Source organism: Frankia nepalensis (assembly GCF_016786325.1).
Lineage (GTDB): Bacteria > Actinomycetota > Actinomycetes > Frankiales > Frankiaceae > Pseudofrankia > Pseudofrankia nepalensis.
This window is the reverse complement of sequence record NZ_JADWYU010000107.1, coordinates 1-21,304: the sequence shown is the minus strand read 5'-3', so window position 1 is coordinate 21,304 and position 21,304 is coordinate 1. Positions and strand designations below refer to the sequence as shown.

The window sequence follows — 21,304 nt, the reverse complement described above, 5'->3', positions numbered from 1 at the left end:
GGTGGGCGAGCGCGGAGGGGCTACCTCCTCGTCCGTGGGGCCTGTCCGTGGGGGCCTGTCCTCGGGGGAATGTCGGGTAGGGCGACGTCAGGAACACCGACGTCGGGCGTGGGGACCGTGAGGAGTCGTCGTGGGGCGTGAGCAGAGGCGTTCCCGGCTTGTCGTCGCCATCCTGCTCGTCATCACGTTCACGTTGATCACGATCGACTACAAGACCGGCCGCGGCGCGGGCGGCGTGCGCGGGTTCCTGCACGGGGCTGTGGGTGGGGTCGAGAACGGCGTGACCGCCGTGGCCAGGCCGATCGGGCGGACCGTGTCGTCGCTGGTGCACCCGAACCGTTATCACGACCGCGCGGACCGGCTGGCCGACGAGAACGCGGCGCTGCGCCGCGAGCTCGCCAGCCGGGTCGAGGTCACCAGGCAGGCGGAGGAGCTGGCCGCCCTGCGGCTGCTCGCGGACAAGGGCCAGTACACGATCATCCCGGCCCGGGTGATCGCCGTCGGCGACGTCAGCGGCACCGACTGGACGGTGACGATCAACGCGGGCAAGGCCGACGGCCTTGCGACCGACAAGATCGTGCTGAACGCGGACGGGCTGGTCGGCACGGTCGTCTCGCTCACCGACCACACGGCCGTCGTCCGCCTGTTCTGCGACCCGCGCAGCAAGATCGGCGCTCGGCTGGAGAGCACCCAGCTGCTCGGCGCCGTCTCCGGCGGCTCCGGCCCGAACACGCTGACCTTCACCCTGTACGACGCGTCCTACCGGGTGCGGCCCGGCGAGCGACTGGTGACCTTCGGCAGCCTCGACTACGTCGCCGGCGTGCCGATCGGCGAGGTCACGAAGGTCACCGACGTCGACGGCCTGTCGCGGACCGCCGAGGTCCGGCCGTACGTGTCGGTCGGCAAGCTCGACATGGTCGCCGTCGTCGTCGGCAAGCCGCCGACCGACCCGGGTGACCGGGTGCTGCCGCCGCGCCAGGGCGGGGACACCGGATGAGCGTGCAGCTGTGGGATCCGGACAGCGACGTCGAGGTGCACGCGCCGACGTTCGCGGCGCTGGTCGTCGTCCTGCTCGCGGCCGTGATCGGGCAGGTCAGCGTGGTCGCGCGGCTGCCGCTGCCGGGCGGGCACCCCGACCTGGTGCTCCTGCTGCTGGCGGCCGCCGCGCTCGTCGAGGGCCCCGTCGTCGGCGCGCTGCTCGGCTTCACCGCCGGCCTGTTCGGCGACCTGCTGTCCACCCACGTCCTCGGCCGCTCGGCGCTGGTGCTGTGCCTCGTCGGCTACCTGGTCGGCCTGGTCGCCGAGGCGACCGAACGCTCGGTCCTGGTCGCGCTCGCGGCCATCTCCGGGGCGGTCGCGGCGGGCTCGCTCGGCAACGTCCTGGTCGCCGTGCTGCTGGGCGACGGCGCGCCCACCGAGGCCGGGCCGGTGCTCCTGCGCGCGCTGACGGCGGCGCTGTACGCCGCGCTGCTCACCCCGTTCCTGTTCCCCGCGGTGGTCGCCGGGGTGCGCCGGACCAGGCGGGTGAGACGGCGGTGAATGACGGGATCCGTGCCCGGATCATCATGCTGCGGGTGCTCGCCCTCTCCCTGCTGGTGACGCTCGGAGCCCGGCTGTGGGTGCTGCAGATCCTCGACAACGACCGCTATCGCCGGGTCGCCGAGACCAACCGGGTCCGCGAGGTCGTCACCTCGTCGCCGCGCGGGATGATCCTCGACGACCAGGGCGAGGCGCTGGTGCGCAACCGCAGCTCGCTGGTCATCTCGGTGAACCGGTCGACCACCGACCGCCAGGCCGACCGCGGCCGCGCGGCCTTCGCGCAGCTCTCGTCGGTGATCGGCATGCCCGTCGACGAGATCGAGAAGAAGATCCGGTTCTGCTCGGCGACGGTGGCCCAGCCCTGCTGGAACGGCTCGCCCTACCAGCCGGTCCCGGTCGCCCAGGACGTCGCCCCGGCGCAGGCGCTCGCGATCATCGAGCATCCGGAGCGGTTCCCCGGGATCACCGCCGACCTGCAGGCCGTCCGCGAGTACCCGTTCGGCTCGCTCGCCGCGCACGAGCTCGGCTACCTGGCGCCGGTCAGCCAGGAGGAGCTCGACCGGCAGGCCGCGGCCCGCAAGGACGGCGAGTCCGGCCCCGACAAGTTCCACCTCAACAGCCTGGTCGGGGTCGCCGGGCTCGAGTCGGTCTACGACGAGCAGCTGCGCGGCGTCGACGGGGTCGAGGGGCTGGAGGTGGACCGGTTCGGCCGCGTCTCCGGCACCGCGTCGGACACGCCGCCGGTACCCGGCAACCACCTGGTGCTCCACCTCGACCGCGGCGTGCAGGCCGCGGCCGAGCAGGCCCTGCAGGGTGTCCTCGACAAGCTGCCCGGCGGCCCGCACGCCCGCACCGCGTCCGCGGTGGTGCTCGACGCCAAGAACGGCGGGGTGATCGCGCTCGCCAGCCTGCCGTCCTACGACCCGTCGGTGTTCACCGGCGGGATCTCGCAGGAGGACTACAAGGCGCTGTCCGACCCGGCCAACGGCATCCCGTTGCTCTCGCGCGCCTACCAGGGCACCGGGGCCGCCGCGTCGACGTTCAAGGTCGTCTCCACGGCGGTCGCGATGACCTGGCTCGGCGCGAAGCCCAAACAGAACTTCGACTGCGCGCCGACGCTGCAGATCGGTGGCCAGACCTTCCACAACTTCGACGGATCGTCGGCCGGCCCGATCACCCTGCACCAGGCGCTGGTGATCTCCTGCGACGTCATCTTCGACAAGTTCGCCTACGACGAGTGGCTGCGCGACGGGGGCCTGCGCAACGGCCGAGGCCCCTACGCCGAGCCGGCGGAGCACTTCGTGAAGATGGCCGAGGCCATGGGCTTCGGCTCCCGCACCGGCATCGACCTGCCGGGGGAGGCCCCCGGCGCGGTCGTCGGGCGGGAGAAGGCGCGGGCCATCTGGGAGGAGCTGAAGGAGTCCTACTGCCGGCGGGCCGCGAACGGCTACCCGGAGGAGAAGGACCCGGTCAAGGCCAAGCGCTACCAGCAGTACGCCTCCGAGGCGTGCGTCGACGGCTACCTGTACAACGCCGGCGCGGCCGCGCAGTTCTCGATCGGGCAGGGGCAGTACCTGTCGGTCAGCCCGCTGCAGCTCGCCGTCGCCTATGCGTCGATCGCCAACGGCGGGACCGTCCTGCAGCCGCAGCTCGCCAAGGCCGTCGTCGCTCCGGACGGGACGGTCGTCAAGCGCTTCGAGCCGGTCGTCAAGGGCAAGCTCCCGGTGCCGGGGGACGTGCTGGGCTACATCCGGGAGGCGCTGCACGGCGTCACCTCCGAGCCCGGCGGCACGGCCAGCGGCGTGTTCGCCGACTGGCCGAAGGACATCATCCCGATCGCCGGCAAGACCGGCACCGCCGAGGTCGAGGGCCGCGAGGACACCTCCTGGTTCGCCTCGTTCGGGCCCGTGAGCGACCCCCGCTATGTCGTCGTCGTGACCATTCCCGACTCCGGCACCGGCGCCACCTACGCCGCCCCGGCGGCCAAGCAGATCTACCAGGCGATCTTCGGGGTCGGCCGGCCGGCGGAGATGCCCGGCGGCCTGCCTCCGGGTGACCTTCCCCAGGTGGGCAGCGACGGGCAGATCGACGTCCTTCCCTCAGCGGCCCTCGGTCCCGCGGCCGTCGGGCCGGCGCAGTCGGCGCCCACGTCGCCGGACGCCGCCGGCGCGGCGCCGCCGGACGGACGACTCGCCCGGCCGGCCGTTCTGACGGCGCGGCCAGGGGTGCCGGCCGGCGGGGCGAGCGCCGCCGGCACGCTGTCCGGCGGGCCGCGCGCGCCGCCCGCCGGACTCGCCGGCTAGCCGGCAAGCCGGCGAGACCGCTCATCTGACGGACTGGAACGGACGAGACAGATCGGAGGACGCACCGTGGACGACCTGGGCTCGGCCGCGCTGCGCTCCTCGCCGGTCGCGCCACGTGGCCGGATCGGCCAGCTGCGCGAGCGGGCATCCGGCCGGCACTCGCCGCTGCGCCGGCTCGACTGGGTGCTGACGGGCGCGGTGCTCGCGCTCGCCGTGCTCGGCGCGCTGCTGGTCTGGTCGGCGACCAGGACACGGCTGGCCGACGTCGGCGGCGACCCGAACTCGTTCCTCAAGCGCCACCTGCTCAACCTGGTCATCGGCCTGGTGCTCGCCACGGCGGCGATGTTGCTGGACTACCGGCTGCTGCGCGCCTACGCGCCGTTCGTCTACCTGGGTTCGCTGCTCGGGCTGGTCGCGGTGCTCGTGGTCGGCACGACGATCAACGGCGCGCACTCGTGGATCGTGCTGCCCGCCGGCTTCCAGCTGCAGCCGTCCGAGTTCGCCAAGGTCGCGCTGATCGTCGGCGTCGCGATGATCCTGGGGGAGAAACGCGACGGCCGCAACGGGGTGCGGGCCGCCCGGCCCGGCGATCTCGACGTCGTCGTCGTGCTCGCGCTCGCGCTGGTGCCAATCGTGCTGATCATGCTGCAGCCGGACTTCGGCACCGTGATGGTGCTGGTGTTCGTCATCCTCGGCATGCTGGCCGTCGGCGGCGCGCCGCGCCGCTGGGTGCTCGGGCTGCTGCTCGGCGGCGTCCTGCTCGGCACGGCGATCCTGCAGTTCCACCTGCTCAAGCCGTATCAGGAAGCACGGCTGACGTCGTTCGTGTCCAGCGACGCGTCGACGAACTCGACCACCAGCTACAACGTCGACCAGGCCAAGACCGCGATCGCGAACGGCGGGCTCGCCGGTCGCGGCCTGCTGCACGGCCAGCAGACGCAGGGACAGTTCGTCCCCGAGCAGCAGACCGACTTCGTGTTCACCGTCGCCGGCGAGGAGCTCGGCTTCCTCGGCGCCGGCGGCATCCTGCTGGCGCTCGGGATCGTGCTGTGGCGGGCGCTGTCGATCGCCACCGCCTCCGACGACACCTTCGGCGCGCTCATCGGCACCGGGGTGGTGTGCTGGTTCGCCTTCCAGGCGTTCGTCAACATCGGGATGACGCTGGGCATCATGCCGGTGACCGGCCTGCCGCTGCCGTTCGTCTCCTACGGCGGATCGTCCATGTTCGCGAACATGCTGGCGGTGGGCCTACTGCAGAACGTGCGGCTGCGGTCGCGCACCGACCCGTACGCGCTTTGAGGGCTCGGTAGGCTGGGACCATGTCCGGACAGTCGCTGTTCCCGCGCCTGGAGCCGCTGCTGCCCAGGGTTCGCAAGCCCGTGCAGTACGTCGGCGGTGAGGGGAACTCCACCGTCAAACCCTGGGAGCCCGCGTCGGTCCGCTGGTGCCTGCTGTACCCGGACGCCTACGAGGTGGGCCTGCCCAACCAGGGCCTGCAGATCCTCTACGAGGTCCTCAACGAGCAGCCCGACGTGGTCGCGGAGCGCACCTACGCGGTGCTGCCGGACCTGGAAGCGCTGCTGCGTGAGCATGACATCCCCCAGTTCACGGTCGACGCGCACCGCCCGGTCGGCGACTTCGACATCCTCGGCGTCAGCTTCGCTACCGAGCTCGGCTACACGAACCTGCTCACGGTGCTCGACCTGGCCGGTATCCCGCTGCGCGCCGCCGACCGCTCCGACGAGCACCCGCTGGTGATCGCCGGCGGGCACGCCGCGTTCAACCCGGAGCCGGTCGCGGACTTCCTCGACGCCGCCGTCCTCGGTGACGGCGAGCAGGCGGCGCTCGACATCACCGACGTCGTGCGCGCCTTCAGGGCCGCCGGCAGCCCCGGCGGGCGCCAGGAGCTGCTCGCCCGGCTCGCGCGGCGCCGCCTGGTCTACGTCCCCGCGTTCTTCGACGTCCGCTACGGCGACGACGGCGCGATCGCCGCCGTCACCCCGAACCGGGACGACATCCCGGCCCGCCCGGCCAAGCACACCCTGACCGACCTGGACTCCTGGCCGTACCCGAAGGCGCCGCTGGTGCCGTTCGCCGAGACCGTGCACGAGCGGATGAGCGTGGAGATCTTCCGCGGCTGCACCCGAGGCTGCCGGTTCTGCCAGGCGGGAATGATCACCAGGCCGGTCCGGGAGCGCTCGATCGACACGATCGGCGCGATGGTCGAGGCGGGGCTCGCGGCGTCCGGCTTCTCCGAGGTCGGGCTGCTGTCGTTGTCCAGCGCGGACCACAGCGAGATCGGCGAGCTCGCGACCCAGCTCGCCGACCGGTACGAGGGCACCAAGACGTCGCTGTCGCTGCCGTCCACCCGCGTCGACGCGTTCAACGTGACGCTGGCGAACGAGTTCTCCCGCAACGGCCGGCGTAGTGGTCTCACCTTCGCCCCCGAGGGCGGCTCGGAGCGCCTCCGCAAGGTCATCAACAAGATGGTCAGCGAAGAGGACCTGATCCGTACCGTCAGCGCGGCCTACGCGCAGGGCTGGCGCCAGGTGAAGCTCTACTTCATGTGCGGACTGCCGACCGAGACCGACGAGGACGTGCTCGGCATCGCCCGGCTCGCCCGCGAGGTCATCCGGGCCGGGCGGGCGGCCTCCGGCCAGCGCGACATCCGCTGCACGGTGTCGATCGGCGGGTTCGTGCCCAAGCCGCACACCTCGTTCCAGTGGGCGGGGCAGGCACCCTGGCAGGTCGTCGACCAGCGGCTCCAGCTGCTGCGCGACACGGTCCGTGCCGACCGTGAGGTCGCGCGGGCCGTCGGGTTCCGCTACCACGACGGCCGCCCCAGCATCGTCGAGGGCCTGCTCGCCCGCGGTGACCGCCGGGTCGGCCGGGTGATCGAGCGGGTGTGGCGCGAGGGCGGCCGGTTCGACGGCTGGAGCGAGCACTTCTCGTACGAGCGCTGGGAGCGGGCCGCGGCCGCGGAGCTCGAGCCGCTGGGCGTCTCGCTGGACTGGTACACCACCCGGGACCGCGCGGAGCGCGAGGTGCTGCCCTGGGACCACCTTGACGCCGGCCTGGACCGGGACTGGCTGTGGTCGGACTGGCAGGACGCGCTGCGCGAGTCGGACCTGGACGACTGCCGCTGGACCCCCTGCTACGACTGCGGGGTCTGCCCGACCATGGGCACGCAGATCGAGATCGGCCCGACGCATCGCAAGCTGCTGCCGCTGGCCCCCGTGCCGTCGCTGCCCGAGAAGCAGCCGCTGCCCGAGAAGCAGGTGCCCACCAGTGCCGCCTCGGCGTCCTGACGGCCCGCCGACGCCGCCCCCGGTCGCCCGGGTGCGGCTGCGGTTCGCCAAGCGCGGCCGGCTCCGGTTCCTCTCCCAGCTCGACATCGCCAGGACCTTCGAGCGTGGCCTGCGCCGCGCGCGGATCCCGATGGCGTACTCGGCCGGTTTCACCCCGCACCCGAAGGTCTCCTGGGTGGGCGGGGCGGCGCCGACCGGGGCGGCCAGCGAGGCGGAGTACGTCGAGCTGGGGCTCGCCGCCGACGTCGATCCGGAGGCGCTGCGCGCGGCGCTGGACGCCGCCCTGCCGCCCGGCCTGGACCTGCTGGCCTGCGTCCCGGCGGAGGGGTCGATCGCCGATCGGATCGACGGGTCCCACTGGCGGATCAGGCTGCCCGGGGTGACCGAGACGGAGCTTTCCCGCGCGGTGGCGGCGCTGCTGGCCCGCGACAGCGTGGAGGTGGAGCGGAAAACCAAGAACGGACCGCGGCCGGTGGACGTGCGGGCGGCGGTGATCTGCGCCGTTTGCCGTGCGGAGCTTCCCGACTGTGCGATACTGGACGTGGTTGTACGGCACACGACGCCCGCTGTGCGACCAGACGACGTGCTGACCGCCCTTGGCGTGGTCGCCGTTCCGCCGCTGACGTTTCCGGTCCCACCGGAGCCAACCAGGCTCGAGCAGGGACTGATCCGAGCGGATGGAACGCTGGCGGACCCGCTCATACCGAACGACAGTGACACGGGCAGGTCGGCGGGTCGGCTCCCAGCTTGACGCAGGGCGTCGCAGGATTACGGCGGTCACCCGCCGGACGAGACAGCGGCTTCTGCGCGGTCGCGACCTGCCGTTGGCAGCGCGCCCGGGAGCCCGGAGGCTTCATATCCCGTGCCCGACGACACTCTGATCCCCGGCGACGACAACCCCACAGCAGCGCCAGCGGAGGAATCCGCCAGCGCCCCACGGCGCCGTCGCGCCGCCGGCCGGCCCGCGGGCCCGCCGCGGGAAGACCTCGTGACCATGGAGTCCACCCCGGTCGACGAACCGGCCGCCACCGGCGATTCGGTGGTGGCCGAGCCGCCGACTGACGAGGACGCCATCGCGCAAGCGGCCCAGGCGGACGAGCCCGGCCCGGCCGCCGAGCCCGACCAGGACGAGGCGGAGCCCGCGGCCGGGCCGGTCTCGGGCGAGCCAGTCGCCCAGGCGGCTCCCGCCGAGCAGCCGCCGGCCGCCGAGCAGCCGCCGGCGGCCGAGGAGGCTCCCGCCGAGCCGGTTCGGCGTGCCCGGTCGCGCCGCGCGGTCCGCGCGGTGCTCGCGCCGCTGGCGCCCGAACCGCTCCCGGCCGCGCCGGTCGAGCCGCCGGCCGTCGAACTCTCCCAGCAGACCTCCCAGCTCGCCCCCACCGATCCGGCGGGGCCCCAGGGCTCCGCCGATCCGGCGGGAACACCGGCCGCCGTGGCCCCGCCGAGCGAGCCGGCCCCGGCCGCCGAGCCGCCGGCGGAGCCGGTCCGCCGGCGAGCCCGGTCCGCCCGCCGCGCCGCGGCGGCTCCCGTCGAGCCGGCCGCGGCCGAAGAGCCCGCCGCCGAGCAGCCGGCCGCCGAGCCCGCCGTCGCCGAACCGTCCATCGCTGAGCCGTCGGCCGCCGAGACAGCGGCCGAGGCCGCCGCGGAGCCGGCTGTCGAGGCCCCGCCGGCGCGGACGCGGCGCCGGGCGCCCGGTCGCCGTGCTCGCGCGGCCGGGGCGGCCGAGCCCGCCGCCGAGGGCGAGCGGCCCGCCGAACCAGTCGAACCCGCCGCGCCAGCCGCGGCCGAGGCCGCCGCGCCGGCCGTCGAGCAGGCTTCGGCCGAGCATGAGGAGCCGGCCCAGGCCACGACCCGCGCCGCCCGCTCCTCGACGCCGCAGTGGAGCGCCCGCGGTACGTCGACCTTCTCGTCCGGCTTGGACTCCGAGCCGGCGGCCTCCGCGCCGCGGGTGGTGCGTCGGCCGGTGACGACCGTGACCTTCCAGGCGCCGGACCTGGCCGCCCGCGAGGCATGGGGCCGGGACGCGGAGCGCGAGCGGGAGGCGGAGAACCGTCCGGCCCGGGCCGGACGGGAGACCGAGGAGGCCGCGGAAGTCGCCGAGGAGGCGGTGCTCACCGCGGCTGGCGAGACCGGCCAGCCGGAGGAGCCCAGGACCCGAGCGTCCCGGAGCCGCTCCCGGACCTCCCCGCAGACCTCCCAGACCTCCCCGATCGGCTCCGCCGATCGGGCAGGGACCCCGGATCTGGCGGGGACCCCGGATGAGACCGACCAGGCGGGAACCCCGGATCAGGCGGGACCCCCGGATGAGGCGGGCGCCTCGGAGGCGGACAACGGCTTCGACGACGCCGACCTGGCCGGGACCCGCCGTCGCCGCCGGGGCCGGCGTGGCCGCGGCCGGGCGCGCGACGAGGGTCTCGACACCGCGACCGCCGGCGAGGCGGGCGACGAGGCCGGCGAACCGGCCGCCGCGGGCCTCGGCGACCAGGCCGAATCCGCCACCCAGGCCGACGACGAGGCCGACGAGCGGGCCGCCGCCGACCTGGAGGACGACGAGGACGAGGACGGCGACGACCGCGTCGGCTCGCGGCGCCGGCGCCGTCGCCGGCGCCGGTCGACGACGGGCGATGAGGCCGCCGGCGCGCCCGACGACCCGCCGAACACCGTCGTGCACGTCCGCGAGGCGCGCCGCGACGACGACCTCGTCCGCGGCGTCAGCGGCTCGACCCGGCTCGAGGCCAAGCGGCAGCGTCGCCGGGAGGGCCGAGACGTCGGCCGGCGCCGCCCGCCGATCGTGACCGAGGCCGAGTTCCTCGCCCGCCGCGAGTCCGTCGAGCGCCGGATGCTGGTCCGCAACGCCGGCGACCGCACCCAGATCGCCGTGCTCGAGGACGGCGTGCTCGTCGAGCACTTCGTCACCAGGGCCAGCTCCGCGTCCTACGCCGGCAACGTCTACCTCGGCCGGGTCCAGAACGTGCTGGCCAGCATGGAGGCCGCGTTCGTCGACATCGGCAAGGGCCGCAACGCGGTCCTCTACGCGGGCGAGGTCAACTACGACGCGTCCGGGCTGGAGGGCAAGCCTCGCAAGATCGAGCAGGTGCTCAAGCCCGGCCAGTCGGTGCTCGCCCAGGTCTCCAAGGACCCGATCGGGCACAAGGGTGCGCGGCTGACCAGCCAGATCAGCCTGCCGGGCCGCTACCTGGTCTACGTGCCCGACGGGCAGAGCGCCGGGATCAGCCGCAAGCTGCCGGACACCGAGCGTGCGCGGCTCAAGAGCATCCTCAAGAAGATCACTCCCGAGGACGGCGGCGTGATCGTGCGAACCGCCGCCGAGGGCGCGAGCGAACAGGAGCTCGAGCGCGACATCGAACGCCTCGCGGCCCAGTGGGAGGACATCACCCGCAAGGCGCAGAAGGCGAACGCCCCGGCGCTCCTGTACGGCGAGCCGGACCTGGTCGTCCGGGTGATCCGCGACATCTTCAACGAGGACTTCACCGAGTTGGTCGTGCAGGGCTCGGCCGAGGCCGAGACCATCGAGAACTACGTCGACATGGTGGCGCCGGACCTGCGCGCCCGGGTCCGGCGGTACGTGGGCACGACCGACGTGTTCAGCGAGTACCGGGTCGACGAGCAGCTGGCGAAGGCGCTGGACCGCAAGGTGTGGCTGCCGTCTGGTGGCTCGCTGGTGATCGACCGGACCGAGGCCATGACGGTCGTCGACGTCAACACCGGCAAGTTCACCGGCAAGGGCGGCAACCTCGAGGAGACCGTCACCAAGAACAACCTGGAGGCGGCCGAGGAGATCGTCCGCCAGCTCCGGCTGCGTGACATCGGTGGGATCATCGTCATCGACTTCATCGACATGGTCCTGGAGAGCAACCGGGAGCTGGTGCTGCGCCGGCTCACCGAGTGCCTCGGCCGGGACCGGACCCGCCACCAGGTGGCGGAGGTGACCAGCCTGGGGCTCGTCCAGATGACGCGCAAGCGGGTCGGTCAGGGCCTGCTCGAGGCATACAGCGAGGCGTGCGCGCACTGCAACGGGCGAGGTGTGATCATCCACCTGGACGGTCACCACGCGCCCGCGCCAGCCGCGCCGGTGCCCGCGCCGCCGCCCCGGCGGGCGGCCCGCCGGGGCTCGCTCCCGGGATCGCCAGCCGCGCAGGCGCCAGGGGTGGAGGGCACCGAGGCGGTCGTCGTCGATCTCGACAGCCCGACCGAGACCGCGGAGCCGGCCGCCGCCGCCGAGGAGCCCACCGGTGCCGGTGTGGCCGGGACGGCGGGCGAGCCCGATGGGGCGCGGGAGGGCGGCCGTCGGTCCCGGCGGGCCCGCCGGGCGGTCAGCCCGGTGACCGCCGCCGTGCCCGAGGCCGCCGCGGCGCTCACCGTGACGCCACCCGCGGCGCCGGAGCTGGCGGCCGACGGCACCGGATGGCCGGACGCGCCGGGCACCGACGCGGACCACCACCCCGAGTCGCGGGCCGGCGAGGCCGGAGGTGTGGGCTGGCCAGGTACGGACGGCGTGGTCGTCGACGCCGTCCCGGTCGCCTCGAACGGAATCCACGCCGACGGAGCCGATGCCGGCGCGGGGCCGACCGTGTTCGCGAACTCGGGGGACCCGGACAGCGTCGCGTCGCGCGAGGGCGGCGAGCCGGCCGTCGTCGCCGGCCGGGGCCGCCGGCCGCGCCGAGCGTCGCGTCCGGTCGCGAAGCCGACGGAGCCCGTCGAGGCCTCGGCCTCGGTGGAGTAGCCGGAGCGCCTCAGCGAAGCAGGGGAGCAGACGGAGCGAAGGCCGGTCCGACCAGGACCTGGGCCGGCTAGCCGTGACGCCGGCCGCCGCCTCCCGCGGCGGCCGGCGTGCCCGTCCCGGTCAGCGCCGGCCGGCCGGCCTCGGCGAGCAGCCGGTCGAGGGTGTCACGGGAGCGGCGCAGCGCGCCGTCCACGGCGTCCCTTGCCCTGTCGTGGTCACCGAGTTGTAGCGCGTAGGTCGCCACCACGAGCGTCTGCACCAGGTCGTCCTGATCGCCCAGGCGGGCCGCGGCGTCGTCGCGGCGCGCGGCCGCGGCCGCCACCGCCAGCCGCGACGCGAGCGCCGGCCCGTGCAGCGTCGCCCAGCAGGCCACCGGCACCGCCAGCAGCGCGAGCAGCGCCACCGCGCCCGCGGCCCAGGCCGCCAGCTCCCATCCCACCTCGGTCATTCCCGGCCGCCCTTCCGCCCCCGCCGGACTTCTCCGTCGCCGATTCCATCGTTCCCGGCGGGGCGGGTGGTGACCATGACACGTCCGGATCAGCCGCGCGTGATGCGGCCCTAGACCGGTGCCACCCACCGGGACCGGGGAACGTGCCCATCCGGACTGGCTATCAACGGAAAGTGACGATAGCGGCGTCGATGGGCGACGCTCTGTGGCTGGGCACCGGTGCCTTGCCGCCCGTCCGGGGTGCTTGTCGCCCGTCCGGGGTAGGAGCCGGCGCCACCGGGCGCGCTCGAGCGGTGCTGGTCGCCACTGGGGCCCGGATGCCCTGTAGGGTAGAGCGACACGGGGTAGGTTTGGTGCCACTCCGGACGGGCGTGTGCCAGCCGAGCGCCGCGCGAGACCCAGCAACACCAGTAGCGGAACCAGCAGGGTGCCGCTGAGGGATGGGTCGCGCGGCTCGGGATGGCCGCAGCGCACGGCCACGGCGGCACCTTGAGGACACGAGCTCGCGCGGCGGTTGATGGATGTGCGCGCGGGCCCCAGGAGCAGGGAGAACTGGTGTACGCGGTCGTTGCCAGCGGCGGCAAGCAGCACAGGGTCGCCGTCGGCGATGTGGTCGACGTCGAGCTTCTCTCCGGTGAGCCGGGCGCGGCCGTGAACCTTCCGGCGCTGCTGCTCATCGATGGTGAGTCGGTCACCGCCGACAAGGACGCGCTCGCGTCCGTCGAGGTGACCGCTGAGGTCGTCGGCGTCGTCAAGGGTCCGAAGATCCGGATCCACAAGTTCAAGAACAAGACCGGCTACCACAAGCGGCAGGGTCACCGGCAGAAGCTGACCCGGCTGAAGGTCACCGGCATCGAGACCAAGAAGGCCTGAGCGAGATGGCGCACAAGAAGGGCGCGAGTTCCTCGCGCAACGGTCGTGACTCCAACGCCCAGCGGCTGGGCGTGAAGCGGTTCGGCGGTCAGTACGTGAAGGCCGGCGAGATCCTGGTCCGCCAGCGCGGCACCCATTTCCACCCGGGTGCTCTCGTCGGCCGCGGCAAGGACGACACCCTGTTCGCCCTCGCCGAGGGCCACGTCCAGTTCGGTACCCGCCACGGCCGTCGCGTCGTGAACGTGGTTGCCCTGGAGACAGCGGCCGCCTGACGCGGCTGGGCTCACCGTGTTCGCCGCCCTTCGGCCGGCTTCCCGGTGAGCCGCCTCAGGATGTCTGCCCGGGGGGCGACCCCCGGACCCCCGGCGTCGGGCTTCGCCCGATCTGAGGGGTAAATCCAAGAAGACAAAGCCGTGCCGGGTGGACCGCCCTGGTTGCCTAGTGCGGCTTTCTTCATGCTCGCTGCGATGGCCGCCGACGACGTGCGCAGTCGATTGCTACCCAATGGCCGGCGCCGGCAGGCGGATTGACCGGAAAGGTAGAAGCTGTGCCCACGTTCGTCGACCGGGTGGTTCTGCATGCCGCCGCAGGGGATGGCGGGCATGGGTGCGCGTCGATCCACCGGGAGAAGTACAAGCCGCTTGGCGGACCGGACGGTGGCAACGGCGGCCGGGGCGGCGACATTACCTTGATCGTCGATTCGGGCGTGACGACCCTGCTCGACTTCCACTTCCATCCGCACCGGCGTGCCACCAGCGGTCGGCCGGGACAGGGCTCGAACAAGAACGGCGCCGACGGCGAGGACCTCGTGCTCCCGGTCCCCGACGGCACCGTCGTGCTCACGCAGGACGGCGAGGAGATCGTCGACCTGGTCGGCGCCGGCACGTCGTTCGTGCTCGCCCACGGCGGCCGCGGCGGGCGGGGCAACGCCGCGCTCGCGTCGGCGCGCCGCAAGGCGCCCGGGTTCGCCGAACTTGGCGAGCCAGGGGAGAGCCTGGACGCGGTCCTGGAGCTCAAGTCGGTCGCCGACGTGGCCCTGGTGGGCTACCCCAGCGCCGGCAAGTCATCGCTGGTGTCGGTGCTGAGCGCCGCCAAGCCGAAGATCGCCGACTATCCCTTCACCACGCTGGTGCCGAACCTCGGCGTGGCACGGGCGGGCGACCTGCCGCCCTACACCGTCGCCGACGTGCCCGGCCTGATCCCGGGCGCGAGCCAGGGCCGTGGGCTGGGACTGGAGTTCCTGCGCCACATCGAGCGTTGTTCGGTGATCGTGCACGTCCTGGACTGCGCGACGCTGGAGCCGGACCGCGACCCGCTCTCCGACCTCGACGTGATCGAACGGGAGCTTGCGGCCTACTCGGAAAACCTGGCCGACCGGCCGCGCGTCGTCGTGCTCAACAAGATCGACGTTCCGGACGGCCGGGATCTCGCCGACCTGGTCACCCCCGATCTGCGCGAGCGCGGGCTCGAGGTCTTCCCGGTGAGCACCGCGACCCGGGAGGGCACCCGGGCGCTGTCGCTGTTCCTCGCCGGGACGGTCGCCGAGCACCGCCGCGCGTCGCCGGTGGCGTCGGCCACCCGGATCGTGCTGCGCCCGAGAGCCGTCGACGAGCCCGACTTCGCGGTCCGCGCGGTCGGCGACGGGTTCGTCGTCACCGGAGCGAAGCCGCTGCGCTGGATCCGCCAGACCGACTTCACCAACGACGAGGCGATCGGCTACCTCGCCGACCGGCTTGCCCGGCTCGGCGTCGAGGAGCAGCTCGCCCGGCTGGGAGCCGAGCCCGGCGCCGAGGTCACCATCGGCGACGTCACCTTCGACTGGGAGCCGACCCTGTCCGGCCGCGGTGCCCTCGCCCAGTACGCGACCCAGCGCGCGGACGAGTCCACCGGCGGCGTGGCGACCGTCGGCGGCAGCGGCGTCACCCGGGCCCGCGAGGGCGTCCTCGGCCCGCGCGGCAGCGACGACCGGCTGAGCGGCTCCGTCCGGCTGACCCGCGGCGAGCGGCTGACCCGCCGGGCCCGGCGGCTCGCGGAGCTGGACGCCCCGGACGCCGCCGACGGCGCGTTCGAGGCCGCCCAGGACGGCGTCCTCGTCGACGAGGACGGTGTGGTCACCCGCGCCGACCGGCGGGACGCGGGCTGGGACGAGGCCGTCTGGGGCGGCGAGGACAACGACCACTGGGACGACGACGCCGGTGACGAGGATGCCGGCGACGAGGATGCCGGCGACGAGGACGGCCCCGTCGTCGTCTGGGCCGGCCGCGAGGACGATGGCACCGCGGCGTCCTCGGGCGACGACGGGAACGACGAGGAGCGGACCGGCGGCCGACGGGCGGGGGACGAGGAGTAGGCGTGCGGTCGTTCGTCGAGCACGCGCAGCGGGTCGTCGTCAAGGTCGGGTCGTCGTCGCTGACGACCGCGGCCGGCGGCCTGGACGCTGACCGGTTGAAGGCTCTCGTCGCCTCGGTGCGCCCGCTCGCGGGACGCCGGCTGGTACTCGTGAGCTCGGGTGCCATCGCCGCCGGGCTCGCCCCGCTGGGCCTGTCGCGCCGGCCGCGCGACCTCGCCACCCTGCAGGCCGCGGCGAGCGTCGGGCAGAGCGCGCTGGTCCACCAGTACGCGGAGGCGTTCGGGCACTCGGGCCATCAGGTCGGCCAGGTGCTGCTCACCGCGACCGACGTCATCCGACGCACCCACTACCGCAACGCCCGTACCGCGCTCGACCGGCTGCTCGAACTCGGCATCGTCCCGATCGTCAACGAGAACGACGCCGTCGCCACGCAGGAGATCCGGTTCGGCGACAACGACCGTCTCGCGGCGATCGTCGCCCATCTCGTCTCCGCCGACCTACTGGTGCTGCTGTCCGACGTCGACGGGCTCTACGACGCGAACCCCCGGCTGGGCCCGGCGAACCTGGTCCGCGAGGTGCGGTCGGACGCCGACCTGGAAGGACTGTCCGCCAAGGGCACCGGCACGGCCGGTGTCGGCACCGGCGGGATGGCGACGAAGATCGACGCCGCCCGGATGGCCGCCTCCGGCGGGGTGACCACGATCGTCACGTCGGCGGCGCTCGCCGCCGAGGCGCTGGCTGGCAAGGAGGTCGGCACGGTCTTCCACCCGACCGGCCCGCGCCGAGCCTCCCGCCTGCTCTGGCTGGCGCACGCGACCACCCCGCAGGGCAGGCTGCACCTGGACGCCGGCGCGGTCGCCGCGGTGGTCGACCGCCGGGCGTCGCTGCTGCCCGCGGGCCTGACGGCCGTCGACGGCGAGTTCGCCGCCGGCGACCCGGTCGACCTCGTCGACCCCGCCGGCCGCCCCGTCGCCCGCGGCCTGGTCGCCTTCGACTCCGCGGAGCTGCCCGGCATGCTGGGCCGCGGCACCGCGGAGCTCGCCGCCGACCTCGGCCCCAGCTACGAACGCGAGGTCGTCCACCGCGACGACCTCGTCCTGCTGCTCCCCACCCGCTGAGCCGGCCACCGATCTCCAGCGGAAGACCAACCGAAGCGGGCCCGCGTCAGCGGCGGAGTGACTGGAGACGTCAGAGGCGGCCAGCCGTGTGGCCAGCGTCAGAAAAACAGCCAGAAAAACAGAGGCCCGCCGAAGCGGGCCTCGACTCAGCGGCCGTAGCCCCTGAGGGGGTACGGCCAGTGTAGCGGAAGCCGAGGGAGTGGTAAGCAGGTCAGATCGTGGTCTCGACGGTGCTGCCGTTCGGGCCCTTGTGGACCTGGATCTGGGTGGGGATGCGCAGGCGCAGGTCGGCGACGTGGCTGACGACACCTACCAGGCGGCCGCCGGAGCGCAGCTCGTCGAGGACGTTCATGACCTCGTCGAGGCTGTCGGGGTCCAGGGTGCCGAAGCCCTCGTCGACGAACAGCGCGTCGATCGCGTGGCCGCCCGACTCGGCGCTGACCACGTCGGCGAGGCCCAGCGCCAGCGAGAGCGCCGCCTGGAAGGTCTCGCCGCCGGACAGGGTGGCTGTCGGGCGGGAGCGGCCCGTCCAGGCATCCTCGACGAGCAGGCCGAGGCCGGCCCTGCGACGCCGGTCGCGGCGCTCGCCGGCGTCGTGGACGAGGGTGTAGCGGCCGCCGCTCATCGCCGCCAGCCGCTGGCTTGCCGCCTGCGCGACCTCCTCCAGCCGCGCGGCCAGCACGTAGCTCGACAGTGGCATGCCGTGCTGGTTGCCGCCCCGGCCGGCGGCGAGGTCGGCGAGCGCGCGCAGCCGGTCCGCCGCGGTCCTGCGGGGCGCGAGCGCGGCGTGCGCGGCGGCGTACTCGTCGACGAGGGCGGCGAGCCGGCGGGCACGCTCGGCCGCGGTGGCCGCCGCGGCCAGCGCCCGCTCGTGGGCCGCCCTCGCGTCGGCCGCGGCCCGCTCACGCTCGTCCAGTGGCGCGGGCGGACCGGCGGCGGTCTCGGCCAGCTCGGGGTCCTGGAGCCGGGACAGCACCCGGACCCGGTCCTCGCGGTGCTCCCGGACGCGCCGCTCGGCGTCGGCCAGCCAGTCCGCGTCCCGGCGGGCGGCCAGCGCCGCCGCCGGGTCGGCGAAGCCGGCCTCCGCCGCGGCGGCGACGGCGGCGGCCTCGGCGCGGGAGACCTCGCCGGCGGCCTGGCGGGCGGCGCGTACGGCCTGCTCGGCCTGTCCGCAGGCGAGGGCGAACGCGGCGACGGCGTCGACCCTGGCCACGAGCCGCGCCGGGTCGCGCAGCGCCGCCGGGACCTTCGCGAGCGCCCGGGCGGCCCGCTCGCGCGCCGCCGCCGCCCGCAGCCCTGCCTGGCGCTGCTCGGACCGGTGGGTGGCGAGCTCGGCGTGCGCCCGGGTCTCGGCGTCCGCCAGCGCCGCGAGGCCCGCCTCGGCGCCGGGCAGGTCGCGGGCGGCCGCCGTGGCCTCGCGGGCCGCCACGGTGAACGCCGCCGCGACCGCGTCGAGCTCCGTGGCGATCCGTTCGGCCGGTTCCGGGCCGCCGCCTCCGGGCTTGGCGGAGTCGTGGCCGGCGGACCCGCGTTCGGCCGAGTCGGGATCGTCCGAGTCACGGTCGGCCGAGCCAGGGGCATGATCGGCCGAGCCGGGGCTGGTGGCGTCGTCGAGCAGCACCGACTCGTCGAGCAGCGTGCCGCGCAGCTCGTCGAGCAGCTCCCGCACCGGGTCGACGGGGCTCGCGGCGGACCGCTCGGCGACGGCGGCGGGGAGGGAGTCGGGAACGCGCAGCAGGGTCGCGCGCAGCGTGCGGACCCGTTCGGTGAGCCCGGCGAGCCGCCGCGCGGCCTCGCTCGCCGCGGCCTCCCGCCGCGCCGCCCGCGCCTCGGCCGCGAGCTCCTCGTCCTTGCCGACGTGGTCGGCGCGCACCTCGGTCGGGTCCGGGTGGCCCAGCGCGCCGCACACCGGGCACGGGGAACCGTCGACCAGCGCGGCGGCCAGCTCGGCGGTGATCGCGTCGAAGCGCTGCTGGCGCAGCTCGCCCGCCCGCGCCCGGGCGAGCGCGGCGTCCCGGGCGGCGTCCGCCGCCGCGCCGCGCGCCGCCAGGCGCTCGCGGACGGCGCCGGCCAGGTCGGCCAGCTGGCCGGAGCGGTCGGTGAGCGCCGGCGCCAGCAGCGCCGCCTCCCGCGCCCGCCCGACCCGCTCCTCGGCGGCCACCCGGACGCCGGGCAGCGTCGTCGCGATCTCGGTCTCGTGACTGGCGACGGCCCGCGCGTGCTCCCTGACGGCCGCGTCGGCCGCCAGTGCCTCCCGTTCGTCCGCTTCGGCCGCCGCGACCGCGTCCGCCAGCCGTTCCAGCCGGCCCGACTCGGCGTGCGCGAGGGCGCCGAGCGCCGCGAGATCCGCCGCCGTCGCGTCGGACCCGGCTCGCAGGGCCCCGTCCGCGACGGAGGACCCCGGCCCGTCCGCCGCGTCCGTGCCGTCCGCCGTGCCGGTGCCGTCCGCCGTGTCGTCCGCCGTGCCGGCCGGCGGCACGGCCGCGGTGGCGACCGCGTCTCGCGCCGCCGCCGCGGCGGCGTCCGCGGCGCGCGCCTCGACCACGCGGCTCTCGGCCTCGGCCACTGCCCGGCCCACCGGGTTCGCGCGCCGCGCCGCGTCGAGCTCGTCGGCGAGCAGCGTGATCTCGGGCTCGCGCGCCTCGAGCCCGGCGAGCCGGGCGCGCAGCTCGGCTCGCTCCACCGCGCGCCGCGTCGCCTCGCGGGCCTCGGCGAGGACCCGTTCGGACTGCTCGCGCGCCCGCGCCGCGTCGTCGCGCCGCGCCGCCGCCACGTCCGCCTCCGCCCGGGCATCGGCGGCCAGCGACGCCGCCCAGTCCTGGGACGGCGTCTCGCCGCCCGGCGGGCGGGCCCGGCCGCGCCGCCCGGTCTCGTCCGGCTGGTCCTGGGGCGTCTCGAGGCCGGCCGCCTCGGTGACCCTGGCGCGGACCCGGTCGAGGTCCGCCCGGGCGAGGGCGTGGTCGTCGGCGGCGCGCTTGGCGCGGTCGGCGAGCCACTGCTCGACCCGCTCGAACAGGCCGACGCTGAACAGCTGCTTGAGCAGCGCCTCGCGGGCGTCGTTGTCCGCGTGCAGGAAGTCGGCGAACCGGCCCTGCGGCAGCATCACCACCTGGAAGAACTGGTCGGGCTTCATGCCGAGCAGCAGGCCGATCTCGTGGCCGACGTCCTCGTTGCGGGTCGCGAACGCGTCCCAGCCCGACCCGGTCCAGCGTTCCAGCAGCGCCGTGGGATGGACCCGGCTGGTGCCGTCGCCCCGCTTGCGCGGCCGGTCCCAGCCGGCGGTGCGGGTGACGCGGTATCGCCCGCCGGGCACGGAGAACTCCAGCCGGACCCAGGGGCCGACCTCGGGCGGGGCATGGTGCGACCGCAGGTCGCGCACGCCGCGCAGACCGGGGACGGCGCCGTAGAGCGCGAACCCGAGCGCGTCGAGCAGGGTCGTCTTCCCGCCGCCGGTCTCGCCGCACAGCAGCACCAGCCCGCCGGCGCCGAGCCGGTCCAGGTCGAGGTCGACGTCGCCGGGGAACGCGCCGAACGCGGTGAGCTCGAGGTGGTGTGGGCGCATCAGCCGGCCTGCGTCGCGGCGGCGAGCCGGGCGTCGGTGAGCGCCGCGGCAAGCAGCTCTCGTTCGGCGTCGGTCGCCGGGGTCCCGCGGGCGAAGTCGACGAAGTCGGCCGCGACGTCCAGGTCGTCGCGGCCACGGGTGCGCTGGGCGAACGTCCGGGTGTCGGCCGGCTGGGCGAGCTCCGGCTCGTGCCGCAGCACGAGGGTGCGCGGGAAGCGGGCCCGCAGGGCCGTCATGGCGTCCAGCGGGCGGGCCTGGTCGGTCAGCACGGCGGCGACGAAGTCGTCGGCGTGCTCCCCGTACTCCAGCCGGGTGAGCAGGTCGGCGAGCCGGCCGCGCAGGATCGTCATCCGCCGCCGGGTCGGGACGGGAACCGTCTCCACCCGGGTCAGGCCTGTCGGCCCCAGCTCGACGAGCAGCGACGCCTTCGTGTCGCCCGCCTCGGAGAACGAGTAGGCCAGCGGGGAGCCGCTGTAGCGGGCGTGCGGCGCGCCCTGGACCCGCTGCGGGCGGTGCAGATGGCCGAGCGCGGCGTAGGTGATCCCGTCGAACAGCGTCGCGGGCACCTGGCCGACGCCGCCGACGCTGATGTCGCGCTCGCTGTCGCTGCCGGCGGCGCCGGTGACCCAGGCGTGCGCGACGACGACCGACCGTACGCCCGGGTGGCCGGCGAGGTCGGCCCGGACGGCCGTCATCGCCCGGCGCATCGTCGCCGCGTGCGAGAGCGGCGCCGACCGGCGGGACCGGCCGGGCACCGCCGCGGGCCGCCGGGGCCGGGTGGGGACGAGGCTCGGGGCGAGCTCCTCCTCGTCGAACAGCGAGACCATGCCCGGGAACGGTGGCTCCTCCGCTCCCATGGCCGGGGACGGCGGCCGTGCCTCGGCCCAGGCCGGGCCGGTGTCGGCGGCCCGGGCGGTGGGCTCCGCGGGGTCGTCGTCGCGCCCGTCCGGTCCCGCGTCCGGCTCGACCGTGGCGTCGTCGTCGACGTCGGGGGGCCCGGCCCCCGCCGCGGGCGGCGGCCCGGGGGGGGGCCGGGGGGCCCCGACCCGGCCCCCCCCGGGG

At 75.1% G+C, this 21,304-nt stretch carries 14 protein-coding genes; 11 read left to right on the top strand and 3 right to left on the bottom strand.

Annotated features, from left to right (window positions below):
• Positions 1–130 precede the first annotated feature (130 nt).
• The 7 genes from mreC to I6A81_RS13255 all read left to right on the top strand — a co-directional run bounded on the left by mreC (position 131) and on the right by I6A81_RS13255 (position 11,891).
• Positions 131–997: a rod shape-determining protein MreC gene (gene mreC / locus I6A81_RS13285; protein ID WP_203001960.1), complete on the top strand. Its 867-nt coding sequence runs from the start codon at positions 131–133 to the stop codon at positions 995–997.
• On the top strand, positions 994–1,539 hold the full coding sequence (mreD, locus tag I6A81_RS13280; RefSeq protein WP_203001961.1) for a rod shape-determining protein MreD: 546 nt from the start codon (positions 994–996) through the stop codon (positions 1,537–1,539). Before mreC ends, mreD begins: the two co-directional genes overlap by 4 nt.
• Positions 1,536–3,842, top strand: a complete 2,307-nt coding sequence (gene mrdA, locus I6A81_RS13275; RefSeq protein ID WP_203001962.1) for a penicillin-binding protein 2 — start codon at positions 1,536–1,538, stop codon at positions 3,840–3,842. The genes mreD and mrdA overlap by 4 nt, the downstream gene beginning before the upstream one ends.
• A 66-nt stretch (positions 3,843–3,908) precedes the next feature.
• Positions 3,909–5,141 carry a rod shape-determining protein RodA gene (gene rodA / locus I6A81_RS13270; RefSeq protein ID WP_203001963.1) on the top strand — a complete coding sequence of 411 codons (1,233 nt, stop codon included), beginning with the start codon at positions 3,909–3,911 and terminating at the stop codon, positions 5,139–5,141.
• Positions 5,142–5,161: 20 nt separating this feature from the next.
• A complete protein-coding gene (locus I6A81_RS13265; RefSeq protein WP_203001964.1) occupies positions 5,162–7,150 on the top strand; it encodes a TIGR03960 family B12-binding radical SAM protein in 1,989 nt (662 codons plus the stop codon).
• On the top strand, positions 7,131–7,901 hold the full coding sequence (locus I6A81_RS13260) for a TIGR03936 family radical SAM-associated protein (RefSeq protein WP_203001965.1): 771 nt from the start codon (positions 7,131–7,133) through the stop codon (positions 7,899–7,901). The genes I6A81_RS13265 and I6A81_RS13260 overlap by 20 nt, the downstream gene beginning before the upstream one ends.
• A 243-nt stretch (positions 7,902–8,144) precedes the next feature.
• Positions 8,145–11,891 carry a ribonuclease E/G gene (locus tag I6A81_RS13255; protein ID WP_203010195.1) on the top strand — a complete coding sequence of 1,249 codons (3,747 nt, stop codon included), beginning with the start codon at positions 8,145–8,147 and terminating at the stop codon, positions 11,889–11,891.
• A gap of 67 nt (positions 11,892–11,958) precedes the next feature.
• Here I6A81_RS13255 and I6A81_RS13250 read toward each other — a convergent pair whose 3' ends face one another.
• The gene (locus I6A81_RS13250) at positions 11,959–12,339 is read right to left on the bottom strand and encodes a hypothetical protein (protein ID WP_238441503.1); all 381 of its coding nucleotides are present in this window, start codon (positions 12,337–12,339) and stop codon (positions 11,959–11,961) included.
• Between the two features lie 555 nt (positions 12,340–12,894).
• On the opposite strand from I6A81_RS13250, the gene rplU reads away from it, so the two are divergent.
• From rplU to proB, 4 genes are all read left to right on the top strand, one after another.
• Positions 12,895–13,212 (top strand): 50S ribosomal protein L21, encoded by a 318-nt coding sequence (gene rplU, locus I6A81_RS13245; protein ID WP_203007424.1) that lies wholly within the window; start codon positions 12,895–12,897, stop codon positions 13,210–13,212.
• 5 nt (positions 13,213–13,217) lie between these two features.
• Entirely contained in the window at positions 13,218–13,484 is a 267-nt protein-coding gene (gene rpmA, locus I6A81_RS13240; RefSeq protein ID WP_203007425.1) for a 50S ribosomal protein L27, read from the top strand.
• A gap of 275 nt (positions 13,485–13,759) precedes the next feature.
• A complete protein-coding gene (obgE, locus tag I6A81_RS13235) occupies positions 13,760–15,562 on the top strand; it encodes a GTPase ObgE (RefSeq protein ID WP_203007426.1) in 1,803 nt (600 codons plus the stop codon).
• A gap of 2 nt (positions 15,563–15,564) precedes the next feature.
• Positions 15,565–16,680: a glutamate 5-kinase gene (proB, locus tag I6A81_RS13230; RefSeq protein WP_203007427.1), complete on the top strand. Its 1,116-nt coding sequence runs from the start codon at positions 15,565–15,567 to the stop codon at positions 16,678–16,680.
• A 211-nt stretch (positions 16,681–16,891) separates the two neighbouring features.
• Here the strand turns inward: proB and I6A81_RS13225 are convergent, their stop codons facing one another.
• Complete coding sequence (locus tag I6A81_RS13225) at positions 16,892–20,242, bottom strand: AAA family ATPase (RefSeq protein ID WP_203010193.1); 3,351 nt, start codon at positions 20,240–20,242, stop codon at positions 16,892–16,894.
• Positions 20,242–21,304: exonuclease SbcCD subunit D (locus I6A81_RS13220; RefSeq protein WP_238441502.1), on the bottom strand; the 1,063-nt coding region annotated here is incomplete at its 5' end. The genes I6A81_RS13225 and I6A81_RS13220, both read right to left, overlap by 1 nt.

What these genes read in the sequence shown, in the direction of transcription:
- mreD (WP_203001961.1), top strand. Translation starts at nt 994, where the DNA reads ATGAGCGTGCAGCTGTGGGATCCGGACAGCGACGTCGAGGTGCACGCG.
- I6A81_RS13250 (WP_238441503.1), bottom strand. Translation starts at nt 12,339, where the DNA reads ATGACCGAGGTGGGATGGGAGCTGGCGGCCTGGGCCGCGGGCGCGGTG.
- I6A81_RS13255 (WP_203010195.1), top strand. Translation starts at nt 8,145, where the DNA reads ATGGAGTCCACCCCGGTCGACGAACCGGCCGCCACCGGCGATTCGGTG.
- I6A81_RS13265 (WP_203001964.1), top strand. Translation starts at nt 5,162, where the DNA reads ATGTCCGGACAGTCGCTGTTCCCGCGCCTGGAGCCGCTGCTGCCCAGG.
- I6A81_RS13225 (WP_203010193.1), bottom strand. Translation starts at nt 20,242, where the DNA reads ATGCGCCCACACCACCTCGAGCTCACCGCGTTCGGCGCGTTCCCCGGC.
- rpmA (WP_203007425.1), top strand. Translation starts at nt 13,218, where the DNA reads ATGGCGCACAAGAAGGGCGCGAGTTCCTCGCGCAACGGTCGTGACTCC.